This window comes from Mycolicibacterium sphagni, from assembly GCF_002250655.1.
Lineage (GTDB): Bacteria > Actinomycetota > Actinomycetes > Mycobacteriales > Mycobacteriaceae > Mycobacterium > Mycobacterium sphagni.
This window is the reverse complement of the sequence record NZ_NOZR01000031.1, coordinates 1-12,616: the sequence shown is the minus strand read 5'-3', so window position 1 is coordinate 12,616 and position 12,616 is coordinate 1. Positions and strand designations below refer to the sequence as shown.

12 protein-coding genes are annotated in these 12,616 nt (G+C 66.2%); 7 read left to right on the top strand and 5 right to left on the bottom strand.

The window, feature by feature from the left end:
- The first annotated feature begins 16 nt into the window (after window positions 1-16).
- Window positions 17-820, top strand: coding sequence for an ATP-binding cassette domain-containing protein (locus CG716_RS26095; RefSeq protein ID WP_275987953.1), 804 nt, complete (start codon window positions 17-19; stop codon window positions 818-820).
- 1 nt (window position 821) lies between these two features.
- Here CG716_RS26095 and CG716_RS26090 read toward each other — a convergent pair whose 3' ends face one another.
- The 5 genes from CG716_RS26090 to CG716_RS26070 are packed head-to-tail and all read right to left on the bottom strand — an operon-like array spanning window position 822 to window position 5,375.
- Window positions 822-1,337 (bottom strand): nitroreductase family deazaflavin-dependent oxidoreductase, encoded by a 516-nt coding sequence (locus CG716_RS26090; RefSeq protein WP_094484044.1) that lies wholly within the window; start codon window positions 1,335-1,337, stop codon window positions 822-824.
- 33 nt (window positions 1,338-1,370) lie between these two features.
- Window positions 1,371-2,348 carry a Gfo/Idh/MocA family protein gene (locus tag CG716_RS26085; protein WP_094484043.1) on the bottom strand — a complete coding sequence of 326 codons (978 nt, stop codon included), beginning with the start codon at window positions 2,346-2,348 and terminating at the stop codon, window positions 1,371-1,373.
- Window positions 2,345-3,217 (bottom strand): sugar phosphate isomerase/epimerase family protein, encoded by an 873-nt coding sequence (locus tag CG716_RS26080; protein WP_094484042.1) that lies wholly within the window; start codon window positions 3,215-3,217, stop codon window positions 2,345-2,347. Before CG716_RS26080 ends, CG716_RS26085 begins: the two co-directional genes overlap by 4 nt.
- Entirely contained in the window at window positions 3,214-4,218 is a 1,005-nt protein-coding gene (locus tag CG716_RS26075) for a Gfo/Idh/MocA family protein (protein WP_094484041.1), read from the bottom strand. Before CG716_RS26075 ends, CG716_RS26080 begins: the two co-directional genes overlap by 4 nt.
- Window positions 4,215-5,375: a phytanoyl-CoA dioxygenase family protein gene (locus tag CG716_RS26070; protein WP_094484040.1), complete on the bottom strand. Its 1,161-nt coding sequence runs from the start codon at window positions 5,373-5,375 to the stop codon at window positions 4,215-4,217. Before CG716_RS26070 ends, CG716_RS26075 begins: the two co-directional genes overlap by 4 nt.
- 82 nt (window positions 5,376-5,457) lie before the next feature.
- Here CG716_RS26070 and CG716_RS26065 point away from each other — a divergent pair, with 82 nt between their 5' ends.
- The 6 genes from CG716_RS26065 (at window position 5,458) to CG716_RS26040 (ending at window position 12,490) form a co-directional block, all read left to right on the top strand.
- The gene (locus CG716_RS26065) at window positions 5,458-6,462 is read left to right on the top strand and encodes a LacI family DNA-binding transcriptional regulator (RefSeq protein WP_094484039.1); all 1,005 of its coding nucleotides are present in this window, start codon (window positions 5,458-5,460) and stop codon (window positions 6,460-6,462) included.
- A 139-nt stretch (window positions 6,463-6,601) separates the two neighbouring features.
- Window positions 6,602-7,417, top strand: a complete 816-nt coding sequence (locus CG716_RS26060) for a PfkB family carbohydrate kinase (RefSeq protein ID WP_094484084.1) — start codon at window positions 6,602-6,604, stop codon at window positions 7,415-7,417.
- Between the two features lie 283 nt (window positions 7,418-7,700).
- A complete protein-coding gene (locus CG716_RS26055; RefSeq protein ID WP_094484038.1) occupies window positions 7,701-9,644 on the top strand; it encodes a 2-oxoacid:acceptor oxidoreductase subunit alpha in 1,944 nt (647 codons plus the stop codon).
- Window positions 9,641-10,717 carry a 2-oxoacid:ferredoxin oxidoreductase subunit beta gene (locus CG716_RS26050; RefSeq protein WP_094484037.1) on the top strand — a complete coding sequence of 359 codons (1,077 nt, stop codon included), beginning with the start codon at window positions 9,641-9,643 and terminating at the stop codon, window positions 10,715-10,717. The genes CG716_RS26055 and CG716_RS26050 overlap by 4 nt, the downstream gene beginning before the upstream one ends.
- Before the next feature lie 18 nt (window positions 10,718-10,735).
- Window positions 10,736-11,314 carry a molybdenum cofactor guanylyltransferase gene (gene mobA / locus CG716_RS26045; RefSeq protein ID WP_094484036.1) on the top strand — a complete coding sequence of 193 codons (579 nt, stop codon included), beginning with the start codon at window positions 10,736-10,738 and terminating at the stop codon, window positions 11,312-11,314.
- A gap of 840 nt (window positions 11,315-12,154) precedes the next feature.
- A complete protein-coding gene (locus CG716_RS26040) occupies window positions 12,155-12,490 on the top strand; it encodes a transglycosylase family protein (RefSeq protein ID WP_234818041.1) in 336 nt (111 codons plus the stop codon).
- Window positions 12,491-12,616 lie beyond the last annotated feature (126 nt).

Here is a 12,616-nt window from a genome sequence, read left to right as displayed (position 1 = left end):
AGAAGTGACCGCAACCATGGATCGTCCCACTGAAGAAGCGCCATCCGGCGGCAAGGTGCCTCTCGTCGAACTGAAGGACGTCGGCAAGAGCTACGGCAACATCACCGCGCTCAAAGGAATCTCGCTGCGGGTACACGCGGGTGAGGTGACCGGCATCCTCGGCGACAACGGTGCGGGTAAGTCCACGTTGATCAAAATCATCGCGGGGCTGCATCAGCAGACCGACGGTGAGCTCTTGGTCGACGGTGAACCGACGAGGTTCGGCTCACCCGCCGAGGCTTTGGGCAAGGGCATCGCCACGGTGTACCAGAACCTCGCCGTCGTCCCCCTGATGCCGGTGTGGCGAAACTTCTTCCTAGGACAGGAGATTCGTAAGAAGCGCTTCCCCTGGTCGCTGGACGCCGACGCGATGCGGGCCACCACCCTCACCGAGTTGTCGAAGATGGGCATCGATCTTCCCGACGTCGACGTGCCGATCGGCTCGCTATCGGGCGGTCAGCGTCAGTGTGTGGCGATCGCCCGCGCGGTGTTCTTCGGTGCGCGGGTGCTGATCCTCGACGAGCCGACCGCCGCGCTCGGCGTCAAGCAGTCCGGCGTGGTGCTCAAGTACATCACCGCCGCCAAAGAAGCCGGGTTCGGTGTCGTGTTCATCACGCACAACCCGCATCACGCGCACATGGTCGGCGACCACTTCGTGCTCCTCAACCGCGGCCGCCAGAAGCTCGACTGCACCTACGACGACATCACTCTGGAGCATCTGACCCAGGAGATGGCCGGTGGCGACGAGCTCGAGGCGCTCACCCACGAGCTGGGTCGCTGACCTATCGGGGTGTGAGTGCGAACAGCCGCAACTCCCGGTCGGTGCGGGTGCGGTACGACTGGTACATCGGATAGGCCAGAAAGCGCTGCAATCCGCGGTCGCGGTCAGGCCCGGTCACCAGGGTGGCTGTCACCGGGACGTCGATACCGTTGATCGCGACGACGGCCTCCGGATTGGCGAGCAGGTTCGCACTCCACGCCGGATGGCGCTGCTCGCCGAAATTGCTCCCGAGGACGATGAGTGCCTCGCCATCCCGCAGATAGCTCAGCGCCGAGATCCGCGGCTGGCCTGATTTGCAGCCCGTGGTGGTCAACAGCAGCTCGGGCATCGAGGTGGGCCCGAACAAGGTGGATTTACCGTTGGTTGCTCGCAGTACGCGGCGATCGAGCGGGACAAGCGCCTTGATGACGCGCGAACCCAGTGCCGTCGAGGCGAATGCGTACGCAGGCTTGAACAGGGGAGAGATGTCTTCTCGTCCCCAGTGGGCCTCGGGAAAGGCTTGCGGCATGTCTGCCATCGTGCCCGATGATCGCGCGCCGTGGAGCACGATTCAGCGTGGGGGCAACCCTGCCGCGCGGTAGGCGGTGTCCACGAAGCGCATGTTCTGTACGGCGTCATCGAGGCCGATAGGCAGCACGGCGCCGTTCAGCACGTGCGCGGCGAACGCCTCGAGCTGATAGCTGTACGACGACCGGGTGCCCAGGTTCTCCACCGACGTCCCTGCCGGGGTGCGGATGGTGATCCTGTCGTCGATGTGCGGTCGAATGAAGTCGTGCACCATGGCGTCACCCTCGGTGCCGACCACTTTGATGGTGAACGAAAAGTCGTCGGCAATCATGCTGTTGGTGGACAGCCCGGTGGCCCCGGACGGGAAGCTCAGCTCGACGTCGCACCACTCGTCGACGCCGGGGTTCCGCTGCGAGGCGTGTGCGGCGGTGATCTCCGGCCGGCCCAGTGTTCGCGCACCCAGCTGTCGCATGATGTGCAGGCCGTAGCAACCAAGGTCCATCAGCGCCCCACCGGCCAGTTCCAGCGACCAGCGCGGGTCTCCGGCGTCGGGTGCCGGCATCGCCATCCGCACCTCGACAGTGTGGATCTCGCCGAGCGCGCCGTCGGCGGCCAGTTCGAAGATCCGTTGGTTAACCGGATGGAACAGGTAGTGGAAACCCTCGAGGACACTCACGCCGGCTCGGCCCGCGGCGTCGGCGACGGTTTGGGCCTCGGATCGGTTGCGCGCGAACGGCTTTTCGGTCAGCACTGGTTTCCCGACGGTGATCGCCGCGAGATTCCACGGCGCATGCAGTGCGTTGGCCAGTGGGTTGTAGACGACGTCGACCTCGGGATCGTCGATCACATCGGCGTACCCGGTGGCAACCCGCTCAACCCCGTGGGTGTCAGCAAACTCCTTGGCCCGCTGAGGATCTCGGGCGGCCACGACCACCAGTCGATGGCCCAGTTCGTGGGCCGGCCCGACGATGGCGTGTTCGGCGATCCGGGACGCCCCGAGCACGCCGATCCGCAGGCTCATGCCGGCACGCCGCCCACCACGCGCTGAAGATAGGCGACACTGGCCAGCACGTCGCGCAACGGTCCCTGACCATGCGGCTCGCCGTCGAGGATGGTGTCCTGCTCGACCACGAACCAGCCGTCGAAACCGTTGTCCCGCAATGTCGCAACAATACCGGCGATATCGACGTCACCGGTTCCGAGGGTGGTGTACATGCCCTGCGCGACGGCTTCGGTGTAGGTGAGCTCGCCGGACTGCACGCGCCCGGCGAGTTCCGCGTCGACATCCTTGAGGTGGGTGTGCGCGATCCGGCCGGGTACCGCGCGGGCCAGCTCCAGCGGATCGGTCCCGCCGATCAGCAGATGGCCGGTGTCCAAGCACAGCGAGATCGACGACCCGGCCAGCACCCGCTCCACCTCCGGGCCCTTCTCGACAATCGTTCCCACGTGTGGATGCAGTACCGCGGTGATGCCGTGATCTGCGGCGTTGGCCGCCAGTCGATCCAGGTTGTTCAGCAATGTCGACCACTGCGCGTCGTCGAGGTCTGGGCGCGTGTCGTACCCGTCTGCGCCGGTGGCTGCGGCCAGAACCAGCATCGACGCACCCGACGCCACAAGAGATTCCAGCACTGCTGCCACGTCGGGCACCGGATCGTGGGCGGCGTCGTGCAGCACCACCGGCGCGAAGCTGCCGACACAGCTCAGGCCGTGTGCGCCGAGTAGTGCGATGAGCTCGGTCGGATCGGCGGGCAGGAAGCCCTCCGGTCCGAGTTCGGTGGCCGACAGTCCCGCGTGACCCATCTCCGAGAGCACCCGCTCGGGATCGAGCTGATAGCCCCAGCCCGGCACTTCACACACGCCCCACGAGATGGGGGCTCCGGCGATTTTCACTGACGTACCTCCTCGATGCGAACCGGTGCGCCGCGGCGCAGCGACTCGGTGGCGGCTTCGGCGATCCAGGCGACCTCGACGGCATCGGCCACGGTTGCACCGTGTACCGGTGCGCCCTTGACGACGTCGACGAAACCGCTGAGCTCGGCGCGGAACGCCTCGGTAAAGCGGTCCATGAAGAAATGGTGCGGCTGTCCGGTCGGAAAGTCGTTGCGGGGGTCGGTGTTTCGCATCGGAACACCCTCATCCCAGCCGGCCACCACGGAGTCGTTGAACCCGTGCACCTCCAGGCGGCAGTCGTAGCCGCGGGCGTTGTAGCGCGCATTGGAGATGACTCCGAGGGCGCCGCCGTCGAACCGGACCACCACGGCGGCGGTGTCGACGTCACCGTATTCGGTGAACGACGGGTCGCCCTGCACGGTGCCGGTGGCGTAGACCTCGACGGCCTCCTGCCCGGTGATCCAGCGGACGATGTCGAAATCATGGACCGCGCAGTCACGGAAGATGCCACCGGAGCCGGCGATGTAATCCATCGGCGGGGGAGCAGGATCCATCGTGGTGCTGCGGATGGTGTGCAGCGCGCCCAGCGAACCGCCGTCGACAGCAGCCTTGGCGGCGGCGAACGCGGCGTCGAACCGGCGCTGATACCCGATCTGCACCGGCACACCGGCCAGCGCGATGGCGTCGGCGACCTTGGCGCTCTCGACAGCGGTGGAGGCCACCGGCTTCTCGCAGAACGTCGGCAGTCCGCGTTCGACCGCGGCCAGCGTCAGTTCGGCGTGAGCCGGAGTGGCTGCAGCCACCACGACGCCGTCGATACCGGACGACAACAGTGCCTCAACCGATTCCACCGACCGGACACCGTATTTCGACGCGACCTGCGCAACCACATCGGGACGCTCATCGGTGATCACCAAGCCGTCCAGGCCCGGCAGACTGCTCAGCGTTTCGGTATGGAAGGCACCGATTCGGCCCAGGCCGATGACACCGAGTGTGGTCATGGAATTCTCCGTTCGTTCTGGTCGCCCAGGGCGACATCGAGTTCGTCTGAGGTCAGGTCGTCGGCCAAGGCGGCCAACACCACATCGACCTGGCTGGGCGGAGCCAGACTCCCGATCGGCTGGTCGCGGTCGAGATTGGTGGGAAAGGGGTAGCCCTCGGCCGTGGCCACCACCACGTTGAGCAGTTCGGCCACCGGGCGACCCGCAGCCTTCATGGCGCGCAGCGCCGGATACACCGCACGCACCATCGCGGTGCGGTCGAGTGCTTCCATCGCGCGGCCGAACGGTGACGAGATCTGCAGCAGGTTGGCCATCCGCCGCACATCGACAGAGGTATTCGACCCTGCGCCGTGGTAGAGCGCGGGGTTGAAGAACACCGCGTCACCCTTGCTCAGCGGGATCTGCACCCGGCGACCCGCGAAGTAGTCGATGAACTCCGGCCGGTTGAACGCCACATAGCCGCCCTCGAAGAGCTGCGAGTAGGGCAGCAGCATCGTCGGCCCGCTCTCGAGCGGCATGTCGGTGTGCGCCACCGCGCCCTGCAGGGTCAGCGTTGCCGACAACCGGTGCACATGAGTCGGGTAGTCGGCGAGCTGGCCGGGGTCGACGAAGCCGAGGTGGTAGTCGCGGTGCGGAATTTGCGCCGCGCCAACGGGATTGACGACATTGACCTGAGAGGTCACCTGATAGCGCGGGCCCAGCCAGGCCTGGCAGACCAGGGCCAGCAGGTCGTTGGCGTAGTAGTCGGCATAGACCGCGGGGGAGTGCAGCGCGAGCTTCTGGGCGGCGTTCCATACCCGGTCGTTGGCGCCGGCCGCGCTGAAGTGGTCGCCGGCCGCACCGCCGGCCTGCCGCTGGGCGCCGATGAGGTCGCCGAACGCGGCACTGGCCGCATCGACGACGGCATCGGGAAATGCGCCCGCGAACACCACGACGCCGGGCCCGTCGGCCAGCGCGGTTATCAGTTCGGCCTGCAGCGCCCGCCGGTCGGCGCGCGCCATCTCGGCCGCGGAGTAGACCAGGACGTTGTGCCGGACCTCGGCGGCATGCGGATACGCACCGAGGTCGGTGTCCCGGTCAGTCAGCGACCGCAGTTCGCCGAGCTGGAATGCCGCCTCGTCCAACCACGGCTGCACCCATGCGCTCACGTCGACCATGCCAGCAAGTCTGGCTGTGACTGAGGCCGCGATCAACACCAGAAATCCATCAAAAACCCATCACGCGGTAGTGTTGCGAGCCATGGCGCACCGATTCAAGGTCCGCGAGATCGCCCAGCAGTCCGGGCTGTCCGAGGCCACCGTCGACCGGGTGCTCAACGACCGCCCGGGAGTGCGTGAGGCCACCCGCGCCGAGGTGATGCAGGCGATCGCGGATCTGGAAAAACAGCGAGCACAGTTGCGGCTCAACGGCCGTCGCTATCTACTCGATGTGGTGATGCAGACCCCGCAGCGGTTCTCCGACGCATTCCGCACCGCTGTCGAGGCGGAGTTGCCCGCGTTCGCACCGGCCATGCTGCGCGCGAGATTTCATCTGTGGGAGTCCGGGTCGACGGAGCAGATGGTCGAGATCCTCGCGCGGATCAAGGGCAGTCACGGCGTGGTGCTCAAGGCGCAGGACGAGCCCGCAGTCGCCGAGGCCGTAGACCGGCTGGTGGCCAACGGTGTCCCGGTGGTCACCTACACGACGGATATCCCGGCCAGTTCGCGGTGCGCCTACGTCGGCATCGACAACCACGGAGCCGGCGTCACCGCCGCGTATCTGATGGACCAATGGCTGGGTGCGGCGGCCGCCGACGTGCTGATCACGCTGAGCCGCAACGTATTTCGTGGGGAAGCCGAGCGTGAGGTCGGATTTCGGACCGCACTGCGCAAATCTGGGCGCGGCATTGTCGAGGTCAGCGGCAGTGACGGTATCGACGCCACCAACGAGCGACTGGTGCACGACGCACTCGAACAGCATCCGGACGTAGAGGCCGTCTACTCGGTTGGTGGCGGCAACACCGCCACAGTGGCCGCGTTCGACGCAGTAGGACGCGTCTGCAGAGTTTTTCTTGCCCACGACCTGGACGCCGACAACCGGCGGCTGCTGCGTGAGGGCCGGATCTCGGCGGTGCTGCACAACGACCTTCGGGCCGATGCCCGGCTGGCCATGCGCCTGATCCTGCAACAGCACGGGGCGCTGCCCAGCGAGCCTGCACGCCCGGTGCCGATCCAGGTGATCACCCCGTACAACTTGCCGAGCTGAACTCGTCGAGTCGTTGATTCGAGGATTTCCCGACTAGCATTCCGCGCCGACGGCGACGATGAATGCGCCACAGGCCCAGATGTCCAAACACTCCGAGGAGACACCCGTGCCAGAACAGCACGCCGAGCTCGCCGCCGGCGTGACCGTGCTGGGCAACCTGGCCGTCGACGTCATCAACGGCGGGCCGAAGACCCCCGGCGGGTGCGCGTCCTTCTCCGGTGTGGCCATCGCGGCCACCGGTGTACCGGGCAGCATCGTCGCGCTGGCCGCCGCTGAGGACCGGCCGTTGTTCGACGCGCTGCTCGACCGCTTCGGCTCAATGATCCGGATCCTGACCGCGGACTGTACGAGCGGGTTCCGGCTGGACTACGACGACGTGGATCACCGGCGGATGTCGGTGGACTCGATCGGTCCGGTGTGGGGACAGGCCGAGGTCGACGCGGCCGATCCCAATACCACGTGGGTGCACCTCGCGCCGCTACTGCGCACCGACTTTCCGGCCCAGACACTGGCGCTCCTGGCGCAGCGCGGCCACCGGGTCGCCTATGACGGGCAGGGCCTTGTGCGCGCCGACCGGGTCGGGCCGCTCGTGGTGGATCGCCACTATCCACCGGAGCTGCTCGAACACCTCAGCATCCTGAAGCTGGCCGAAGACGAGGCCGTCATCGTCGCCGACGGGCCCTTCGACCAGAGCACCGCCGCCCGCCTCGGCGTGCCCGAGATCCTGGTGACCTACGGATCCGAAGGATGCGACATCTATACCGGCGACACGTGCGAGCGGGTACCCGCCGCCTGGCGCGTCGAGGGTGTGCAGACCACCGGCGCCGGCGACATGTTCACCACCTGTTACGTGGCGAATCGCGCGGCCGGCGCCGATCCCCGTGCCGCGGCCAAGGAAGCCAGTGAACTCGTCGCCACCGAACTCCAGAAACGCCTGGGGGCGCGCCGGAACTGAGAGCTACTCGCGAGTAGCTGAATCTCTTAGAGAATGACGTTCTCGATCAGTGACGAACACCACAGTTTTGTCTCATCGGGCTGTGCATCATGTCTGTGAGCTGTGACTTCTGCGCAGGCTGCACGGCGTGTCATCGCTCTGCCGTGGTCTGGCTTGCCTAAGAAAGTGCAATAATCGGTACTGCGAGTGACAGCAACTCCTGGGCTGTTGATTTCGTCGGCGCGTCCACCTGAGACAGCGACGCGGAATTCACACCCGGAGGGACACGACGAAAGGCGGGGACGTGGGTCCCAACGGCACCGGTGCTACGGGCAACCGGCAGAAGCTGGAAAAGGTCGTCATCCGATTTGCCGGTGACTCCGGTGACGGCATGCAGCTGACCGGTGACCGGTTCACGTCCGAGGCCGCGCTGTTCGGCAATGACCTTGCGACGCAACCGAACTACCCTGCCGAGATCCGCGCACCACAGGGCACGCTGCCCGGTGTCTCGTCGTTCCAGATCCAAATCGCCGACTACGACATCCTCACCGCGGGTGACCGTCCCGACGTGCTGGTCGCCATGAACCCGGCAGCGCTGAAGGCCAACATTCGCGACCTGCCGCGCGGCGGTCTGGTGATCGCGAACTCCGACGAATTCACCAAGCGCAACCTCGCGAAGGTCGGCTACGAGAACAACCCGCTGGACAGCGGCGAGCTGTCCGACTACGTCGTGCAGGCCGTCGCGATGACCACGCTGACCCTCGGCGCCGTCGAGGCGATCGGTGCGTCCAAGAAGGACGGCCAGCGTGCCAAGAACATGTTCGCCCTCGGACTGCTGTCGTGGATGTACAGCCGGCCCATCGAGACCAGCGAGACCTTCATCCGCGAGAAGTTCGCGCGCAAGCCCGACGTCGCCGAGGCGAATGTCGTGGCACTCAGGGCCGGCTGGAACTACGGCGAAACCACCGAGGCATTCGGCACCACCTACGAGATCTCCCCGGCCAAGCTGGCTCCGGGCGAATACCGGCAGATCTCGGGCAACACCGCCCTGGCCTACGGCGTTATCGCCGCCGGCCAGCTCGCCGACACCCAGGTGGTGCTCGGCACCTACCCGATCACGCCGGCATCGGACATCCTGCACGAGCTGTCCAAGCACAAGAACTTCAACATCCTGACCTTCCAGGCCGAAGACGAGATCGCCGGTGTCGGCGCGGCCATCGGTGCGTCCTACGGCGGCGCGCTCGGCGTCACCAGCACCTCGGGCCCGGGTATCTCGCTGAAGTCCGAAGCCATCGGCCTGGCCATGATGGCCGAGCTCCCGCTGCTGGTGATCGACGTGCAGCGCGGCGGCCCCTCCACCGGCCTGCCGACGAAGACCGAGCAGGCCGACCTGCTGCAGGTGATGTTCGGCCGCAACGGCGAATCGCCGGTCGCGGTGCTGGCAGCCAGCACCCCCTCGGATTGTTTCGAGGTCGCTATCGAGGCCGCCCGCATCGCGCTGACCTACCGGACGCCGGTCATCCTGCTGTCCGACGGTGCGATCGCCAACGGTTCGGAGCCGTGGCGGATCCCGGACATCGACTCGTTCGCGCCGATCGAGGCCAATTACGCCAAGGCCGGTGAGGATTTCCAGCCCTATGCCCGCGACCCCGAGACGCTGGCACGCCAGTTCGCGGTCCCCGGCACCCCCGGGCTGGAGCACCGAATCGGCGGCCTGGAGTCGGCCAATGGCTCCGGCGCCATCTCCTACGAGCCGGCCAACCACGACCTGATGGTCCGGTTGCGGCAGGCCAAGATCGCCGGAATCACGGTGCCCGACATCACGGTGGATGATCCGACCGGTGACGCCGAGCTGCTGATCCTGGGCTGGGGAAGTTCGTTCGGTCCGATCGGCGAAGCGTGCCGCCGGGCTCGTCGCCACGGCATCAAGGTTGCCCAGGCTCACCTGCGCCACCTCAATCCGATGCCGGCCAACCTCGGTGAGGTGCTGCGCAAGTACCCGAAGGTGGTCCTTCCCGAGATGAACCTCGGCCAGCTGGCGCTGCTGCTACGCGGTACGTACCTGGTCGACGTGCAATCGGTGACCAAGGTAGAGGGCATGGCGTTCCTGGCCGATGAACTGGAGGGCATCATCGATGCCGCCTTGGACGGGACGTTGGCCGAAAAGGAAAGCGACAAAGCGAAATTTGCCAGACTTGCGGCAGCTACCGTGAGTACCGGCACAGTTGGCGCAGGAGTGAATGGATGACTGACCTGATCGGCTCGGATCTGCTGGCACCTGGTGTGTCCAAGACGGCATGGGTGCCGACCACCGACGAGCCGCAGAAAGCCAAGGACTTCACCACCGACCAGGAGGTGCGCTGGTGCCCGGGCTGCGGTGACTACGTCATCCTCAACACGATCCGCAACTTCCTGCCGGATCTGGGGCTGCGCCGGGAGAACATCGCGTTCGTCAGCGGCATCGGTTGCTCGAGTCGCTTCCCGTACTACCTGGAGACCTACGGCTTCCACTCGATCCACGGTCGGGCTCCGACCATCGCCACCGGCTTGGCGTTGGCCCGCCCGGACCTCTCGGTCTGGGTGGTCACCGGTGACGGCGACGCCTTGTCGATCGGTGGCAACCACCTGATCCACGCGCTTCGCCGCAACGTCAACATCACGATCCTGCTGTTCAACAACCGGATCTACGGTCTGACCAAGGGGCAGTACTCCCCGACCTCTGAGGTCGGCAAGGTCACCAAGTCCACCCCGATGGGCTCGCTGGACTATCCGTTCAACCCGGTGTCGCTGGCTCTCGGTGCCGAGGCGACGTTCGTCGGCCGGGCGCTGGACTCCGACCGCAAGGGTCTCTCGGAGGTGCTCAAAGCTGCCGCCGAGCACCGCGGTGCCGCGCTGGTCGAGATCATGCAGGACTGCCCGATCTTCAACGACGGCTCCTTCGACCTGCTCCGCAAGGAGGGCGCTGAGGAGCGGATCATCAACGTCCGCCAGGGTGAGCCGGTCACGTTCGGCGCAAACGGCGAGTACTGCGTGGTCAAGACCGGGTTCGGGTTGGATGTCGCCAAGACCGCCGACGTCGCGGCCAGCGACATCGTGGTGCACGACGCGACCATCGCCGACTCGGCCTACGCCTTCGCGCTGTCGCGGTTGTCCGAGCAGAACCTGGAGCACACCGTGATGGGTGTCTTCCGCCAGGTCAGCCGGCCCACCTATGACGACGCCGCCCGCGACCAGGTCCGGATGGCACGCGAAGCCACGCCCCATGATCGGAACGCGCTGCAGTCGCTACTGCGCGGTCGCGACACCTGGACCGTTGACTAGCCGAGCCTAGACCGAATCGTGAGCACGCCCGCCCCGCTGGCCGCCGTTGTGCTGGCTGGTGGGGCGTCGCGCCGAATGGGCCGGGACAAGGCCACGCTCGCGCATCCCGACGGCGGCGTCACGATGGTGGAGTACACCGTCGATGTCGTCAGTTCCCGCTGTGCACCCGTGTTCGTGATCGCGGCTCCCGGGCAGGCGCTTCCGGCGCTGAGCGCTCAAGTCTTGCGCGACGAGGCTCGCGGCGTGGGGCCGCTGCTGGCCACCGGCCGTGGGCTGCGGGCCGCCGCGGCGGCCGGCCTGCAGCGGGCGTTCGTCAGTGCGGTCGACATGCCATTCCTGAGCACCGACGTCCTCGACGAGCTGAGCCGCCACGACGGTGTCGACATCGTGTTGCCCTGGGACGGCCGGGATCACTACCTCGCCGGCATCTACCGCACCGACCTCGCCGACCACATCGATGCCTTGGTCGCCGCGGGCGAACGCAGCATGCGGGCGCTGGCCGAGACCGTCGTCACCCAGCGAATCGTGGTACCGGCCGGGCCGGCGCTGGCGAACGTCAATTCTCCGGCCGACCTTCAGCAGCAAATCGCCGGCTAAATCGTCATTTGCGCGCAATTCCGAGTGAATTAGGCAATCCGATTTAGCTGAGATCTCTGTGGCGGCCAATTCACGCGTCGAGCACCGCAAGATCCACTGCGCTACAACATGTTTCGCTGGCCGCATTCGGGGGTTGGTGGCGACATGCAGGGATTTCGATTCGGTGCGTTGCAGGCTGAGAATGGTGCGGCGAGCGTGTCAAGCGGCCGTCCGTGGGACAGAGCGAACAGTGTGAGACCCACCCGAGCGGGGTCCGAAGTGATTCGCCCATGATGCGTGCGTCATGCGCAAAAGTGTTCGCGGGCAACCTGATTGCGGGACCAGTGGGGCGATTGAGGCTGGTTTGTCTGTTGAGAATGTGCCTAACTCGCGAAATTCGGTCTCTTGCGTTATCAAAAACCTGTGTCCCAGGCCACAAATAGTGCGTGATTTAAATCACAAAATTGACGTGCAAGTCAATGTAATGCCTGGCTGTCAAACAGCGGTCTGACCTGCATAGACAACTCATAGTTTTCTCTCGTAACCATCCCGTTATTGAACCGAGATAAGCGTGTCGCTGATGTGACTTCACTTGATCGGCTCCGTAGGTTCCTACCCGTTCCCTTTGGGAGCAAACATCTCCACCTATAACTCCACAAATTCGAACCCTGCGTGTGTGCGGGGCCGGGAGGTCCGGGACGGACCTTCTGCGGATCACCGGCCGGCGCCGGTGATGCCGGCCGGCTCCCGCTGTCGTGCCTGACCGAGACGGCATGACCCGAATCCGCGGCCCCGGCAAGGCGGAACCCTTTCCCCGATTACGGGATGACATTCGGCGCGCGCACGGCGAAAGGAAAACTGTTGTACAAACTCCGAAAGACGCTCGCACGCTCCGTTGGAATGGCCGCGATCGGTGGCGCCGCAGTAGTGGCTCCCTTGGTCGTCGGCACCGGTACCGCCTCAGCTGATGACATGAACTGGGACGCGGTCGCGCAGTGCGAGTCCGGAGGCAACTGGGCGATCAACACCGGAAACGGCTATTACGGCGGCTTGCAGTTCACCATGGGCACCTGGCGTGCCAATGGTGGCGAGGGCTCGCCACACCTGGCGTCACGCGATGAGCAGATCCGTGTGGCCGAGAACGTTCTGCACAGCCAGGGCCGAGGTGCGTGGCCGGTGTGCGGTCGCCGCGGCTGAGATAACGCTTTAACAGAGTGGCGGGGGGGGGGGGGGGGGGGGGGGGGGCGCGGGGGGGGGGGGGGGGGGGGGGGGGGGGGGGGGGGGGGGGGGGGGGGGGGGGGGGGGGGGGGGGGGGGGGGGGGG